Origin of the sequence: Cupriavidus sp. H39 (assembly GCF_050271075.1) — a bacterium.
GTDB classification, from domain to species: domain Bacteria; phylum Pseudomonadota; class Gammaproteobacteria; order Burkholderiales; family Burkholderiaceae; genus Cupriavidus; species Cupriavidus necator_B.
The window spans coordinates 1804971-1820421 of record NZ_CP189846.1 but is presented as its reverse complement, the minus strand read 5'-3'; the positions used below and the strand labels follow the sequence as shown (position 1 = coordinate 1820421).

Annotated in this window: 15 protein-coding genes; 2 read left to right on the top strand and 13 right to left on the bottom strand. The window is 70.0% G+C overall.

Going from position 1 to position 15451, the window contains the following annotated elements; translation table 11 throughout:
• Window positions 1-242: 242 nt before the first annotated feature.
• Window positions 243-1559 carry an MFS transporter gene (locus tag ACOCMH_RS08615; RefSeq protein WP_427306519.1) on the top strand — a complete coding sequence of 439 codons (1317 nt, stop codon included), beginning with the start codon at window positions 243-245 and terminating at the stop codon, window positions 1557-1559.
• 394 nt (window positions 1560-1953) lie between these two features.
• Window positions 1954-2940, top strand: a complete 987-nt coding sequence (locus tag ACOCMH_RS08610; protein WP_427306517.1) for an autoinducer binding domain-containing protein — start codon at window positions 1954-1956, stop codon at window positions 2938-2940.
• A 233-nt stretch (window positions 2941-3173) separates the two neighbouring features.
• Here the strand turns inward: ACOCMH_RS08610 and ACOCMH_RS08605 are convergent, their stop codons facing one another.
• From ACOCMH_RS08605 to sctV, 13 genes are all read right to left on the bottom strand, one after another.
• Window positions 3174-4208 carry an EscU/YscU/HrcU family type III secretion system export apparatus switch protein gene (locus ACOCMH_RS08605; protein ID WP_427306515.1) on the bottom strand — a complete coding sequence of 345 codons (1035 nt, stop codon included), beginning with the start codon at window positions 4206-4208 and terminating at the stop codon, window positions 3174-3176.
• A gap of 18 nt (window positions 4209-4226) precedes the next feature.
• Window positions 4227-5090, bottom strand: coding sequence for a type III secretion system export apparatus subunit SctT (gene sctT / locus ACOCMH_RS08600; protein ID WP_427306514.1), 864 nt, complete (start codon window positions 5088-5090; stop codon window positions 4227-4229).
• Entirely contained in the window at window positions 5035-5535 is a 501-nt protein-coding gene (locus ACOCMH_RS08595; protein WP_427306512.1) for a type III secretion protein HrpD, read from the bottom strand. The genes sctT and ACOCMH_RS08595 overlap by 56 nt, the downstream gene beginning before the upstream one ends.
• The gene (locus ACOCMH_RS08590; protein WP_427306510.1) at window positions 5532-6914 is read right to left on the bottom strand and encodes a FliI/YscN family ATPase; all 1383 of its coding nucleotides are present in this window, start codon (window positions 6912-6914) and stop codon (window positions 5532-5534) included. Before ACOCMH_RS08590 ends, ACOCMH_RS08595 begins: the two co-directional genes overlap by 4 nt.
• 5 nt (window positions 6915-6919) lie before the next feature.
• Window positions 6920-7528 (bottom strand): type III secretion system stator protein SctL, encoded by a 609-nt coding sequence (sctL, locus tag ACOCMH_RS08585; protein ID WP_427306508.1) that lies wholly within the window; start codon window positions 7526-7528, stop codon window positions 6920-6922.
• Entirely contained in the window at window positions 7510-8352 is an 843-nt protein-coding gene (locus ACOCMH_RS08580; protein ID WP_427306507.1) for a type III secretion system protein SctK, read from the bottom strand. The genes sctL and ACOCMH_RS08580 overlap by 19 nt, the downstream gene beginning before the upstream one ends.
• Window positions 8349-9146 carry a type III secretion system inner membrane ring lipoprotein SctJ gene (sctJ, locus tag ACOCMH_RS08575; RefSeq protein WP_427306506.1) on the bottom strand — a complete coding sequence of 266 codons (798 nt, stop codon included), beginning with the start codon at window positions 9144-9146 and terminating at the stop codon, window positions 8349-8351. The genes ACOCMH_RS08580 and sctJ overlap by 4 nt, the downstream gene beginning before the upstream one ends.
• The gene (locus ACOCMH_RS08570; RefSeq protein ID WP_427306504.1) at window positions 9143-9595 is read right to left on the bottom strand and encodes a hypothetical protein; all 453 of its coding nucleotides are present in this window, start codon (window positions 9593-9595) and stop codon (window positions 9143-9145) included. Before ACOCMH_RS08570 ends, sctJ begins: the two co-directional genes overlap by 4 nt.
• 59 nt (window positions 9596-9654) lie before the next feature.
• A complete protein-coding gene (locus ACOCMH_RS08565; RefSeq protein WP_018007336.1) occupies window positions 9655-9855 on the bottom strand; it encodes a hypothetical protein in 201 nt (66 codons plus the stop codon).
• A gap of 105 nt (window positions 9856-9960) precedes the next feature.
• On the bottom strand, window positions 9961-11112 hold the full coding sequence (locus ACOCMH_RS08560; protein WP_427306501.1) for a type III secretion system protein SctD: 1152 nt from the start codon (window positions 11110-11112) through the stop codon (window positions 9961-9963).
• Window positions 11112-12863: a type III secretion system outer membrane ring subunit SctC gene (gene sctC / locus ACOCMH_RS08555; protein ID WP_427306500.1), complete on the bottom strand. Its 1752-nt coding sequence runs from the start codon at window positions 12861-12863 to the stop codon at window positions 11112-11114. Before sctC ends, ACOCMH_RS08560 begins: the two co-directional genes overlap by 1 nt.
• A gap of 55 nt (window positions 12864-12918) precedes the next feature.
• On the bottom strand, window positions 12919-13185 hold the full coding sequence (locus tag ACOCMH_RS08550) for an EscS/YscS/HrcS family type III secretion system export apparatus protein (RefSeq protein WP_018007333.1): 267 nt from the start codon (window positions 13183-13185) through the stop codon (window positions 12919-12921).
• 1 nt (window position 13186) lies between these two features.
• The gene (gene sctV, locus ACOCMH_RS08545) at window positions 13187-15343 is read right to left on the bottom strand and encodes a type III secretion system export apparatus subunit SctV (protein ID WP_427306498.1); all 2157 of its coding nucleotides are present in this window, start codon (window positions 15341-15343) and stop codon (window positions 13187-13189) included.
• Between the last annotated feature and the right edge of the window lie 108 nt (window positions 15344-15451).

The following is a 15451-nucleotide window of genomic DNA, read 5'->3' as shown; positions in this document are numbered from 1 at the left end:
GCATTCAGCACAGGAATCAATTTTTCTTATCGGCCGCCGCCCGAAAAACTAGTTGGACGCGGGCGGCCGTGCCTTTCAAGAATGCAGTCAGCGCAGGCACCGCAGGACGCGCTGCAACCGCACACCGCCGCGCCACCGATGCGCGGCCGCGGCAAGCCGGCATGGCATGCCGCCACAACAAGGCAAGCGCGCCGCGCACCGCGCCTTGCCGGCCGAGCCAGACATACCACGACGAGGAATGCATGGAAACGCAGATCGGCAGTATCCAGAGCCCCCAGCCACCATCGAGCCCCGCCAGCGCCGAGACCGCCCCGTCGCGCGGCTTTTTCTCCTGGTACCGCGACATCACCGCCAATGAGCGGCGCACCTTCTGGAGCTGCAAGGTCGGCTATGCGCTCGACGCCATGGACACGCAGTTCCTGAGCTTCGTGATTCCCACGCTGATCGCCACCTGGGGCATCAGCCGCGCCGACGCGGGCTTTATCGGCACCGCCACGCTGCTGACTTCGGCCGCCGGCGGCTGGGTCGCCGGCATTCTGTCCGACCGCATCGGCCGGGTGCGCACGCTGCAGCTGACCATCCTGTGGTTTGCCTTCTTCACCTTCCTGTGCGGGCTGGCCCAGAACTATGAGCAGCTGCTGGTGGCGCGCGCGCTGATGGGCTTCGGCTTCGGCGGCGAATGGACCGCCGGCGCGGTGCTGATCGGCGAAGCTATCCGCGCGCAGGACCGCGGCAAGGCGGTGGGCATGGTGCAGGCCGGCTGGGCCGTAGGCTGGGGGCTGGCGGCGCTGCTTTATGCGCTGGTGTTCTCGCTGCTGCCGGCCGAAACCGCGTGGCGCGCACTGTTCCTGATCGGGCTGCTGCCGGCGGTGTTCGTGATCGTGCTGCGCCGCATGGTCAAGGAGCCCGAGGTCTATACCGAGCACAAGGCGCGCGAATCGCAGGCCAGCGAGAAGACCTCGTTCGCGGCGATCTTCTCGCCGCGCCTGCTCAGCATCACGCTGCGCGCGGCGCTGCTGACCACCGGCGCGCAAGGCGGCTACTACGCCATCACCACCTGGCTGCCCACCTTCCTGAAGACCGAGCGCGGCCTGACCGTGCTGGGCACCGGCGGCTACCTGGCGATGGTGATCGTCGGCTCTTATATCGGCTATGTCACCAGCGCCTACCTGACCGACCGCATCGGCCGCAAGCGCAACTTCATCCTGTTCGCGCTGGGCTCGATGACCATCGCGCTGGCCTACACGCACATCCCGGTCAACGACACCGTGATGCTGCTGCTGGGTTTCCCGCTGGGCTTCTTCGCCTCGGGCATCTTCGCCGGCATGGGCGCGTTCCTGACCGAGCTGTTCCCGACCAGCGTGCGGGGCTCGGGCCAGGGCTTCTGCTACAACGTGGGCCGTGCCATCGGCGCCTTCTTCCCGTTCCTCATCGGCCATGTCAGCCAGCAGATGTCGCTGGGCCACGCCATCGGCATCTTTGCCGCGGCGGCCTATGGCGTGCTGATCTTGGCCGCGCTGACGCTGCCCGAAACGCGCGGCAAGGCGCTGGAAGCGTAGCGGCGCAAGAGCAAAAACCCTAGCTGCGGCAGGGAAAGTGGCTGTGATACCACTGCACCTGCCGCACCATGCGTCGCCCCGGCCAGCGCCGCGCGGCGCATGACAGCATGCATGACAACATAACAAGGGCAGCGCCGCTACGGAGGCCTGCCCAATCGACTTCCGACGGGAATCGGGTCAGCAGTAAGTCGGGCACGCCAGCTCGACGGCAATGCAGCGCAGACCGCGATACGCGCTGGCGATGGCCGCCCTCCTTGCAGCACGGGAGCGACGGCCACGACCGGCACGACGCGCCGCGCCCCGCAGCGCCGCCGCGCAGGCCTGCCCTATTTGCGCGCGTGGACCGGCTCACAAGGCCGTGGTCGCACGCCAAGACTCGTTGTCGGAGGCCTACATGATCAAAGATGTGGAAGTCATGCCGTACCGTGACGCGGGGGCGTCCGGGTATGGCACCGCAGCAACCAGCGCGCGCCCCACGGCCCGTCCGGCCCCTGCGCCAGGCACCGCCCCGGCGCTGGTGGCCAACAACGGCATCAAGGTATTCGGCGAGCGCCACCTGGTGCCGGTCAGGCAGCGCGTGCGCCACGGCGCCACGCCCGGCCTGGTGACCGCGCTGCAGGCAGAGCCCACCCACGAAGGGCGCAGCGCCGTGATGCAGTCGGCCATCCGCGCCATCGGCTTCGACTGGCTTGGCTACGCCACCGCCACCCAGGTCGGCGGCCAGCTCCAGCCGCGTACCTTCTTTGAAAGCTATTCCCCGCCCGGCTGGCGCGAGCGCTATTTCCGCGAGCGCTACTATGAAATCGATCCGCGCGCGCCGCAGCCCGGCACCTTCTGCCTGCCCACCGTGTGGGATGCCGACGACCTGGCGCAGACGCCGCTGGGCAACGTGCCGCCGCTGCGCCGCCGCCGCTTCCTGGAAGACCTGCGCGACGCCGGCGTGCGCAGCGGCATCTTCCTCAACCTGCCGATGCCCGGCAACAGCGAATTCGTGCTGATCAGCTTTATGTCGGGGATCGAAAGCCGGCGCTGGATCGGCGATTCCGTGGTGGGCCAGGCGCTGGCGACGGGGCTGGCGCTGCATGAGTTCCTGACCTGCCATGTGGAGATCCCCGCGTTTGCCGGGCGCCATCGCGAAGGCCTGTCGGACGTGCAGCGCGATATCCTGGCCTGCCTGGCGCAGGGGCTGTCCGACAAGGAGATCGCGCGGCGCATGGACATGTCGATCTTCAACGTCGACTACCACATGCGCCGGCTGCGCAGCCACTTCGGCGTGCGCAACCGCGTGCAGCTGGCCAGCGCGGCCACGCTGCTGCGGCCGCCGGGAGCACCGCTGTTGGTGGATAGGGAGAAGGAGGCGGCGGGGGTGATTGCGGCTTAGTTTTCTGGTTTTGGGTTTGGTGTTTGCCGTTTGCCGTTTGCCGTTTGCTTCAGTGTTTGCTGGACCGCTTGCGTGCTCCCTCTCCCGCTTGCGGGAGAGGGTTGGGGTGAGGGCCAGCATGTCGACGAAGTGAAGCCCGTCGATATTGCCAGCGCCGGCCCTCACCCCCGCCCCTCTCCCGCAAGCGGGAGAGGGGAGAGAACCCGCAGCGTGGACATCCCCACCCAATCACCTCACTCCCCCTTCGCCCACCGCATCAACTCCGCCACGCGCTCGAACAGCGTGCGGTCGATATACCGGTCCAGCGGCACGTTCAGGTAGAGCCGCTGCGCCAGGTCCGAATCAAAGGCCGACGGCACCAGGTAGTCGGCCGCGGCCTGGCGGATGCGCGCCGCCACCTGGCCGCTGCCCTTGGCCACCACACGCGGCAGCGTGCCGGGGCCGTCATAGCGGAGCGCCACCGCATACTGGGTGGAATACACCACCGCGGTCGACACCCGCACCCGCTCGCTGACGCCGAAGAACGCAGCCTCGAAGAACGCGGCACGCCGGCGTCCGGCCATGATCGGATCGCCCTGGGTCTCCTTGTATTCGCGCCGGTACTCGTCGACGCTCATGCGCTGGCGCTTCATGAACTGGTGGCGCTCGTGCACGTAGTCGACCACGGCCATCACCAGGTAGATCACCGCGGCCCAGCAGCACATGCGCAGGATGATGTACGCGACCAGCAGCAGGATTTCCGCGGGGCGGGCATAGCCGGTGCGCACGCCGTCCTCGATCGCACCCAGAGCCAGCACGTAGACCAGCGCGGCCAGCAGCAGGATCTTGACCAGGATCTTGACCAGGTTCACCAGGTTGCGCACGGCGAACATGCGCTTCAGGCCCTCGGCCGGGTTCAGCCGCGCCAGGTCCGGCTTGATCTGCTCGAACGCCACCAGTGGCCCCACCTGCAGGAACGCGCCGACGATGCCGCACACCAGGGCCAGGCCGACGATCGGCAGCACGCCCATCAGCAGGAAGCGCGCGGCCGCCTCGCCCAGCACCAGCATCTGCTGGTCCGCCAGGTGTTGCGGCACGCTGCCCATGGCGCTGTGCCACAGCGCCTGGAACAGCCGCACGAAATAGCGCCCCAGCAGCCACAGCCCGGCCAGCACGCCGAGAAACACCACGGCAGAGGTGACGTCGCTGCTGCGCGGCACCTCGCCGCGCTTGCGCGCCTCGTCCAGCTTGCGCCGGGTTGCCTCGAGGTTCTTTTCGCTGTCGCTCATGACCGCCGTCGGTTGCCGCTATGGTGCCGCGCCCCGGCGCAGCATCTCGATCAGGATATTGTCCGGTCGCAGGAAGCCCTGCAGCGTATCCACCATCACCGCCAGCATCAGCACCAGCATCAGGAACGCCACCGAGATCTTGACCGGCTGCGCGAACTGGAACACATCGAACTGCGGCACGAAGCGCGCGATCAGCGCAAAGCCCAGCTCGACGATCACCAGCAACAGCAGGATCGGCGCGGCCAGCTTGACCACCCACGAGAACAGCGTGCCGGCATAGAGGTTGGCAAAGCCCATCGACGCCAGCGACATCTCGGGCCCGAACGACATCACCGGCCAGAACGCGAACGACTCCACGATCACCCCCGTCATGGCGATAAAGCCCCCCAGCGCCGCGAACAGCGCGATGCCGAAGTGGGACAGCAGGTTCTCCATCGGGCCGTCCTCCTGCTGTGTCACCGGGTCGAAGAACGTGGCATTGCCCGAGCCGGTCTGGAAGTCGATCAGCTCGCCGATCATCTGCAGCGCGACGAAGAACAGCCCGAAGGCCATGCCCAGCAGCAGCCCGATGAAGGCCTCCTTGAAGATCAGCACCAGCCACAGGCCGCCGGCAACGGCGTCGAGGTCGATGCGCGCGCCCGGCGACACGAACAGCGCGATCGCCAGCACGATGCCGTTGCGCGCCACCCCGGGGATCGCCTGCTGCGACAGGAACGGCAGCACCGTAAAGGCGGTCAGCAGGCGCGGCATCACCATCACGATCGGCATGATGACCTCGCGTCCCCAATGGAACAGCAAGGCGGGATCGAGCAGTTCTCCCTGCATCTCAGGCGTGCCGGGCGGCGTGCCAGGCGCGCGCGGCGGCTTCGTCGACGGCCTCATCGTCGCGGCGCCCGGCGCCGGCGCGCAGCGCGCGGCGTTCGCGCTGGGCCAGTTCGCGCGCCCCGTCCAGCCGTGCCTGCGCGCGCAACAGCGCACGGCGCGCCTCGTCGAAGGCGGCACGCCGCTGCGCCACGTCGTCGAGCACCTCGGCCAGACGGGCATTGGTCCGGGCGATACGGGCATCGAAGGCGCCCTGCCAGCCCTGCGCGTCAAGCAGCCCCGACACCGACACCCCGCCCCGCGCTGCGCCCTGCCGCAGCCGTTCGATAAAGGCCGCGCGCTCGGCCAGCGCGGCCTGCACCGCCTGCTGCGCGGCCTCGGCCTGCCGCAGCCCCGCCATCACCTGCGCGCGGTGCTGCTGCAGCGCGCGCATCGCGTCTTCCTGGCGGCGCTGGCGCACCGCCTCCAGCTGGCCCAGGCGCGGGTCGGCGTTGCCGGGCATCATCGCGCTTCTCCGGCAATCGGTCCCGGCTCGCGCACGCGGGTCGCGTGCGCCAGCTTGTCCACCGCACCGGCAAAGGTATCGAGCCGCGCCGCGGGTTGCGCCAGATAGGCGCGGATATTGTGGATGGCGGCCACTGCGGCGTCTGCGACCGGATCGGCGCCGGGCCGGTATTCGCCGATCTGCAGCAGCAGCTCCATCTCCTGGTACTTCGCCAGCAACTGGCGCAGCCGCGCCGCGTCGCGCGCGTGCGCGCCGGCCGCCACCTGCGGCATCACGCGGCTGACCGATTGCAGCACGTCCACGGGCGGATACTGGCCCGCGCTGGCCAGCTTGCGCGACAGCACGATATGGCCATCGAGGATCGAGCGCACCTCTTCGGCAATGGGGTCGCTATCGTCCTCGCCTTCGGTCAGCACGGTGTACGCGGCGGTGATCGAGCCCTGCACGCCGGTGCCGGCACGTTCCAGCAGCTGCGGCAGCATCGAGAACACCGACGGGGGATAGCTGCGGCGCGTGGGCGGCTCGCCGCTGGCCAGGCCGATCTCGCGCTGCGCGCGCGCCAGCCGCGTCAGCGAATCGACCAGCAGCAGCACGCGCCGGCCCTGGTCGCGGAAATGCTCGGCAATGGCGGTGGCGGTATAGGCGCAGCGCACGCGCTCCATCGGCGAGCGGTCCGAGGTGGAGACCACCAGCACCGTGCGCGCCATGCCCTCGGGGCCCAGGTTGTATTCGATGAACTCGCGCACCTCGCGGCCGCGCTCGCCCACCAGCGCGACCACGTTGACATCGCTGGACGCGCCCCGCGCCAGCATCCCCAGCAAGGTGCTCTTGCCCACCCCGGGCGGCGCGAAGATGCCCACCCGCTGGCCCTCGCCCAGCGTCAGCAGCCCGTCGATGGCGCGCACCCCGGTGGCCAGCGGCTCGCGGATCAGCCGGCGCGTGAGCGGATCGGGCGGCTCGTTGTCCACCGGCACCCGCGCCACGCCGTCGAGCGCACCCTTGCCGTCGATGGGCTCGCCCAGCGCGTCCAGCACGCGGCCCAGCAGCGCGGCACCGGCGGGGCATTGGTGGCCATGCGCGGACGGAATGACTTCGGTCAGCGCCGACACACCGGTGGTGCGCCCCAGCGGCGTGAGCAGCGCGGTCTGCTGCACGAAGCCGACCACCTCGGCCAGCAGCGGCGGCTCGCCGGGCGTGACCAGCTGGCACAGCTCGCCCACATGGGCCTGGATGCCGGTGGCGTTGATCAGCATGCCGACGGCCTTGCTGACGCGCCCGCGCATGGCCACTGGCGTGAAATGCTCGAACGCGCGTTCGAGGTCGGCGGCCGCGTGCTGCAGCGCGGCTTCGATATCGGTGGCGGGAAGTTCGCTGGACATGGAAATCAGCCCGCCCGCAGGCGGCGCGCAAAGGCTTCGAGCTGGGCCTGCAGGCCCACTTCCATGGTGCCCGCCGGCGTCTGGATGCGGCAGGCATCGGGGTCCAGCCCCGGCTCCACCACCACGTTGGCGCGGCGCGGCCACTCCTGCGTCTCGGCCAGCCGGTCGAGCAGGCTGCGCACGGCCTGCTCGCGGCCCAGCGGAATCTGGATGGTGATGAAAGGCTCGGCCCGCACCAGCGCCTCCACGCGCTGCAGCGCCACCTCCAGGATGATGTCGGGGTCGAGTTCGCCGGCAATCTGCTGCACCGCCTTCATCACGATCTCGGCCATGGTGCGGCGCATTGCGCCCAGCTGGCGCTCGGCCTCGGCCGCGGTGCTGACCTGCGCGGCGGCGTGGTCGGCGTGGGCGCGGGCCCAGCCCTCGCGGTAGCCGTGCTGGCGCCGCTCCTCGGCCTCGCGCTGGGCTTCGGTGCGGATATGCATGGCCTCCTGCCGCGCCGACTCGATCACCGCGGCGGCGTCGAGCAAGGCGGCGTACTCGGCCTCCTTGAGCACCTTGCGCTCGGACAGCAGCTGCAGGTTTTCGCTGGTGATCAGAAAAGCCAGTGCCATGCGGGGAACCGTTCGGGTATCAGGTTGAGCAGCAGCAGTTCGCGCAGCTGCGCGGCCTGCGCGGGGGTCAGCGGTGCCGGCGACAAGGCCGCCAGCCGCCGTGGAAACTTGCGCCGCAGCGCTTGCAGCAGCGGCTCAGCGTGTTGGGCGTGTGGCGCCTCGGCGGCCAGCAGCCCGCACAGAAGCCGATAGCCGCGCTCGGCCATCAGCCGCCCGGCGCCGGACGGGTGCGCGCGCAGCGGCGCCAGGTTCATCGGCAGCGCTGGGAGCGCCGGCACGCGCTTCAGGATAAAGGCCACCGCGTGGCGGTCGAGCCGCCGCGCGGCGCGGCGCATCGCGCGCGGCGCGCTGCCGATTAGCGGCGCCGCCAGCGCACCCGGCAGCGGCGCAAGGCTGTCGGCCAGCTGCGCCGGCAGCATGCGGCGCTCGCTGGCAAAGCCGGCTTGGTGCACCGCCAGTCCCAGCCACCACGCCAGCAGGCGCAGGTCGTTGCGCCGTAGCAGGACCAAGCGCGCCAGCGAGGCCGGCGCCTCCAGCAGGTGATCGATCACCGCGTCGCGGCTGCCGCCCGCGCCGGCCAGTCCTAGCGGCTGCGCCAGCACGCCAGCGGCGGCAGCGCCGAAGCGGTCCGCGCCGCGCCAGGCCAGCGGCCAGTCGGCCGGCAGCCAGCTGGGATGCAGCTGCGCCAGCGGCCGCTGCACGAAGTCAGCCACCGCGCGCGCCAGCGCCGGGTCCGGCAACGCCGGCGGCGCGGGTGCCAGCGCCGCGGACAGGGCGCCAGGCAGGTAGGCGCCAACCGCGGACTCGGCGGCCAACGGCGTCAATTTGCGCTCCGCGGCGCGCCGCGGCGCTGCGGCCAGCGCAAGGCGCCGCGCTGCCACGCCACCACGGCGGCCACCGCCAGCGCAATGACCACGGCGGCGCCGACCGCGATCGCGGCGAAGCGCCCGAGCGCGAAGCCGGCCGCGGGCCCCGGCCCGCCTGCCTGCGGCGCGAACGGCCGCGCCTCGACCAGCGACAGCGATACGTTGTCGTGGGTCACGCCTTCGATGCTGTGCGCCACCATGTCCTTGACGGTCGGCACCAGCAGGCGCAGGTCCGTGTCGGCGCGGTGCTTGATGAACACCGCGGCGGAAGACGGGCGGATCTTGTCCGACAGCGGATCGCTGGCGGGGATCACCACATGCACGCGCGCGGTAACCACGCCGTCGATATTGCGCAGCGTCTCCGACAACTCCTGCGACAGCGCAAAAATGTAGCGCATGCGCTCTTCGGTCGGCGTGGCCACCAGCCCCTGCTTCTGGAACACCTGCCCCAGCGAAGCAAAACGCTCGCCGGGCAGGCCTTCGCTGCGCAGGACTTCCAGCGCGGCGGGCAACTGCGATTCCTCGACGCGCACGCGCCACTGGCCCTCGCCGGTGCCGCCGCTGGTGTCGGCGCGCGCCTTCTCGGCGTCGATGCCCTCGGCGGTCAGCGCGGCCAGCACCTGGTTGGCCTCGGGTTCGTTCAGCGATGCGTACAGGTCAACCTTGCACGCGGCCAGCGCCAGCGCCATCAGCGCCGGCGCCAGCCGGGCAGCGCGCGCAAGGCGCTGGCACAGCGGTGGCTTGGACATCATTGCTGGTTCTTCAGCAGGCTGTTGAACAGGTTGGTGCCGGCGCTGCCGATGCTGGAGGTCACGTGGATGGACGAAAACAGCTCCAGCGACTGGGTCTGCAGCATCATGGCCTGGTACACCACCTCGTTGGTGCTGCCCTCATAGATCGACGCGAACATGCCGTCGCGCAGTTCCTGCAGGCGCGCGGCCTGGCGCGCCGATTCCTCGCCGGCCGAGACATAGCTGGCGCGGATGGCATTGCCCAGCGTGGTCGAAGTCGGGTCCGCCGCCTGGGTCACGTGCGCGGTGCGCGAGCCGTCGGCGGCGCGGCCCTGCTGGACCATCTGCGCGAACTGCCGGGCATCGGCCGGGTCGGGCTGCGCGGCGGGGGCCGCGGCCGGAGACTGGTGCGCGGCGACGGTGGCGCTGTCGGGAACGGCGCCGGCGGCGGCAATGGCGGTCGGGTCCATATGGCTCTCCTTGCAATGCGTTGGGCGCCCCGGCAGGCCGGGGCGCGTGACGGCTGCCGTCAGTTGGTGCGCGAGGTCTGCTTCACGTCCTGCATCGCGCCCTGCACCAGGTTGGCCTTCTGCGTGTTGTGGGCCATCTCGCTGCTGACCACCGCGTTCTGGCGCGTCAGCGTGTCCTGCAGGCCCAGGATGTTCACGGAGAACTCCTGCGCTTTCTGCTGGATTTCCTGCATCTTGGCATTGAGGTCGACTTCAGCCATGACAATCTCCTTCAGGTAGGTTGGCGTCAAACACCTGCCCTCCGGGGGCAAGCGGCATTTGCGCCCGTGGGCGCAAATTCATCGGCACGGCGCGCGCGGCCGCGGTCATCGCCGTGCCTGCGGCGGCACCGGGCTGTCCTTCAGCACCACGCCGTCCGCGTCGATCCGTTCAATCTCGGCGCCGTTCTTCAGCACCGCGCCTTCGAAATACCGCGCACCGTTGGCCAGCTGCACCGAGCGCGTGCCGTTGCCGTCCTCGGTAATGCTGACCACGCGCGCGGGAAACACGCCCTGCCAGTTCTCCATGTGGCCATCGCGGACCTGACGGCGCCGGCTGTCGGCGGTCTCGCGGTAATCGATCTTGTCGGACACCAGCACGCCCGGATGCAGATCCTCGATCACGCGCCGCACCTTGTCGCGCCCGGCCACGGGGTCGGCCGTGCCGCTCAGCAGCACCCGGCCCTGGCCCTGGTAGGCGATGCCGACGCCGGGCTCGTCGAGGTAGCGCTGGATATGCTCGATCAGGTCGTCGGCGGAGCGCACCTGCTGCTGCACGCCGCGGCCGAACGGCGCCAGCGCCTGCACGATGCGTTGCCGGTCCACGCGCGAATTGACGAAGCCCTTGACCGTGACCGTGCCGTTGGGCAGCGACACCACCTCCAGTTCCGGGTACGCGGCCACGGTCTTGCGCACCGCCGCGGGGTCGACTTGCTGCGTGCGTGGTGCCCCGCCGTTGGCATAGGTGGCGCCCAGCCAGCCGGCGCCGACCAGCACGACCACGCCGGCCACGCCCAGCGCCGCCATCAGCGCACGGCCGGGGCGGCGCCCGCCCTCTTGCTGCGCGTCGGCATCGCGCGCCGCGCGCCGCCCGGACTCGGCCCACGCAAACAGCGTGTCGGTGGCTTCGGACATGCCCGGCTGCGCGCGCAGCAACTCCACGTCGAGCGCGCCGATGGTCAGGATGTCGCCGCCCGCCAGCGCGAACGCCCGCTGCGTGGTGGCACGGCCGTTGACGTGGACCGCGGCCTCGCCGACGCGCTCGGCCGAAACCGCCAGCTCGCCCACGTTAAGCACCAGGTGGCGCGGCTGCACTTCGGCGCCGGGCACGCTGATGTCCACGTCGGCGGCGTTGCCGAGCACATTGGCGCCGCGCCGCAGCGTGACCTGGCGGCCGTAGACGTCGCCGCCGAGAAAGCGCAGGGTCCAGCCGGAGGCAGCCGGGGCGGGGTCGTGGCGGGGATTGCGGGAATCGGCCATCAGCTCATCCCCGGGATCACCAGGCGCGGCGTCAGCAGGTAGAAGCGCTCCATGTTGTTCTGGCGCTTCTCCTGGAACTTGAACAGGTTGCCGATGATCGGCACGTCCTGCAGCAGCGGCACGCCGGAGGAGGCGTTGATCTTTTCTTCGGTGGTGTAGCCGGCGATCAGCAGGCTCTTGCCCTCTTCCACCATCGCCTGGGTGGTGATGGAGCGGCGCCGCACCACCGGAATGCGGTCGACGGTCTCGCCCGACAGGTTGCCGTCGGCGATATCGATGGTCAGCATCACCGCGCGGCTCTGCTGCTCGTCGACCACCAGCGGGGTTACGCGCACGGCCGTGCCGGCGGTCACGTTGAACAGGCCCGCGTCCTGGAAGCCGTCGACGCGCACATAGAATTCCTGCAGGTTCTCCAGCGCGGCCTCGGTGTTGTCGAGCGTCAGCACCTTGGGCCGCGCCACGAAGTTGGCCTGCCCGCGCTCGGCCAGCGCCTTGACGCGCGTGAGCAGGTAGCGGGTGACGTCGCTGCCGATGGCGCCGGTGAACTGCAGGCCGCTGCCGATCGTCGCCGCGGTGGTGCCGGCTTCATTGGCGAGGTTGCCGAAGCTGAGGCCCGCATTGCCGTTGCCGCCGCCCAATTGCAGGTCGACATGGGGCGTATGCAGGCGCCAGTCGACCCCCAGGCTGTCCAGGTCGGCCTGGCTGATGTCCATGATGGTGACCTCGATCTCGACCAGCCTGGGCTTGACGTCGAGCGATTCGATCAGGCGCCGGTACTGCGCCATCTTGTCCGGGGTGTCGCGCACGATCACCGCATTGAGGCGGGTATCGGCCTGGAACTGCGGCAGCTGGCCGCCGCCCCAGTTGTTCTGCATGCCCGCACCCAGGCCGCCGCCACCCATGGCATCGAGCATCTGCGCCGGGTCGGCGCTGGGGATGCCCATGCCGCCCCCGCCGCCCTCGCCCATGCGCAGCTTGGCCTGGCGCGTGGCGCCGCGGCTGGTGCCCAGGCTGGGGCCGGTGCCGCCCGCCAGCGTCCGGTTGCGCCCGTACAGGTTGCGCAGCACCGTGACCACGCCGGGAACGGTCATCTCCTTGCCGGCGCGGTTGATGCGGAAGTCCGACGCCCACGAGTACTTGAGCGGAAACAGCTGGATCTCGGCGCGCTCGTCGGCGATCGAGCGGTCGTCCACCGCGCGCACCGCGGCGCGCACGGTCTCGACGTAGCGCTTGGGACCGGACACCATCAGCGTGCCTTCTGCATCGTTGATGGTGATCGGGTAGCGCGAGTCCGGCACCTGCATGCGTTCCAGCGAATCGCGCAGGCGCGCGCCGGAGCCGCGCGCGATCGGCAGCACCTCGCTGCGCGCCTCGCTGGCAACGTCGATATAGAGCAGCGAGCCGTCGTAGTAGTAGGTCAGCCCGAACATCGAGCACACGCTCTTCAGCACGTGCTGCGCCGACTCATTGAACTTGCCGCTGATGGTGCCTTCCACCTTGGGATCGATCACCGCCGTGGTCCCCTGCGAGGCCGTCAGCTCGCGCAGGAAGTCCGCCAGCCGCTTGTCGCTGGCCGAGGCCTGGAACGGCTTGTTGGGCCAGCGCAGGTCCGCCGCGCGCGCCGCCTGCGTGCCGCACAGCAGCGCGCCCGCCAGGCACAGCAGCGCCGCCGCGGCGTGCCATGGCCGCCGTGCAGGCGGGCGCGCGGCGCGGCCAGTCGATCCGAGTTCCCCGTGGTGCCCCAGCATCATGTCAGTTTGCTTGTCCGTTGTTCTTGCGTTGCCCGCGCATCGGTGCCGCCCCCGCTTACAGGAAGGTCAGCATGGTCTGCAGCGCGCGCTGCGCGAAGCGCATCACCTCGCCGCCCAGCCAGCCGCCCAGCAGCACCAGCGACACCAGCACCGCGATCAGCCGCGCCGAGGTGCCGATGCTCTGGTCCTGGATCTGCGTCACCGCCTGCAGCACCGCCACGACCAGCGCCACCAGCGTGCCGATCAGCACCACCGGCAGCGTGACCCACAGCACCACCAGCAGCGCCTGGCGCGTGATATCGAGGATGGTGTCGGCGCCCATTTCACTCTCCGGCCGGGTTCTGCACCCAGCCCACCGGCACCAGCGTCACGTCTTCATCGACCTCCTGGTACGACAGTACCGGAATGCGCGGCGCGACCGGCTCGATCAGCCGCTTGATATAACGGCGCACATCGACGCTGACTACCACCACCACGCGCGCGGCCCCGGCACCGCCGGCCGCGCCCGCCTTCTCCGCGGCCTTCTCCAGCAGCACACGCACCTGCTCGCGGATATCGCGCGTGACGTCGTGGCTAAGCAGCAGCAGGTTGCCGCGCGCCGCCTTTTCAATCGCGCCCTGCACGCGCGCTTCCAGCGCGGGCTCGAACAGCACCGCGTCGAGCGACCGGTTGGCGCCGACGTGGCGGCTGGTGATCAGCCGGCCCAGGTCCACGCGCACCAGCTCGGTCAGCGCGATGGCATCGGTTTCCTTGGGCGCCCAGGTCACCAGGCTTTCGAAGATGGTGCGCAGGTTGCGGATCGGCACGCCTTCCTGCAGCAGCCGGCGCAGCACGTCGGTGATGCGCTGCAGCGGCACCACGCGCGCCAGCTCCATGACCAGGTCGGGCGCCTCGGCCTGGATCACGTGGATCATCGACTGCACGTCCTGGATGCCGAGCAACGGCGCCGCATGCTGCTTGATCACCGCGCCCACATGCACCGCCAGCACCTCCTCGCACGACAGCGTGCGCACGTTGTCGGCGGCGTCGCCGGCAGGCTCGGCCGGCACCCATACCACTTCCTGGAACGGGCCGAACGGCGCGCCGGGCTCGGCCACGCCCTGGTCGACGCGCGCCCGCGCCCCCGGCTCCAGCAGGCGCTTGCCGGGGCGCAGCACGCCGCCGGAGGCCACCACGTCCTGCACGCGGATGGCATACGCATCCCGCTCGGCCAGCGCGCGGTGCTGGATGCGCAGCCGCGGGAACACCATGCCCAGCTCGGCCTCGACCTCGCTCTTGGCGGTGGTCATGCGTTGCTCGAACAGGCGCAGGTCGACCCGCCCGCGCAGCCCTTCGTCCAGCTCCAGCGCCAGCGCCGGCGCCACCGCGGCCTGGGTGCCGGCTGCCGCGGCGCCCTCGTCGGCATCGCCCATCTCGATCCACGTGACGGTGCCTGCGGTGCGCTGCGCGCGGCGCAGCAGCAGGTAGCCACCACCGGCCACCACCAGCGCCATCAGCCCGAAGGTCCATTTCGGAAAGCCCGGCACCACCAGGAACACGGCAATGGCCAGGCCCGACACCACCAGCGCCTTCGGTTGCGCCAGGATCTGCTTGCCGATGACATTGCCGAGGTTGAGCGAGCGGGTGCGGTCTTCATCGGACGACACCCGGGTGATGACCACCCCAGCCGCGATCGAGACCAGCAGCGACGGGATCTGCGACACCATGCCGTCGCCGATGGTCAGGATGGCGTAGCGCTGCAGTGCATCGCCGATGCTCATGTCCTTCATCAGCGTGCCGATAGTGATGCCCGCCAGGATATTGACCAGCGCGATCACCACGCCGGCGATGGCATCGCCCTTGACGAACTTCATCGCGCCGTCCATGGCGCCGTGCAGCTGGCATTCCTGCTCCAGCGCGCGGCGGCGCTCCTGCGCCTGCCCGGCGGTGATGGTGCCGGCGCGCACGTCGGCGTCGATGCTCATCTGCTTGCCCGGCATCGCATCCAGCGCAAAGCGCGCGCCCACCTCGGCCACGCGTTCCGAGCCCTTGGCGATGACGATAAACTGCACGATGGCGATGATCAGGAACACCACGCCGCCCACCACCACGTTGTTGCCGACGATCAGCTTGCCGAAGGTGTCGATGATGTGGCCCGCGTCGGCGTGCAGCAGGATCAGCTTGGTCGAGGCGATGTTCAGCGAAAGCCGGAACAGCGTGGTAAACAGCAGCAGCGACGGGAAGGTCGACAGCGACAGCGCCGACGGAATATAGGTAGCGACGATCAGCAGGGTCAGGCTCATGCCCAGGTTGATCGTCAGCAGCAGGTCCAGCAGGAAGGTCGGCAGCGGCAGCACGAACAGCGCGATCACGGCAAACAGCAGCAGCGTCAGCGCCAGGTCTGACTGGCGCGACGCCGCCGCGGCCATCTGCTGCAGGCCCGGCGTGCCCGCGCCGAGGCCGCGCGGGAACGCTGTAAGGTTTGCCGGGAGTTTCGCCATCGTCCTTGCCGGTGGGATCAGTGGGCGCAGTGTATGGCCGCCCCCGCACAGCGACCAGTACCGAGGATTCGTAGCGGGTGCCGCACATGCGCCGCCGGCCGGCCACTC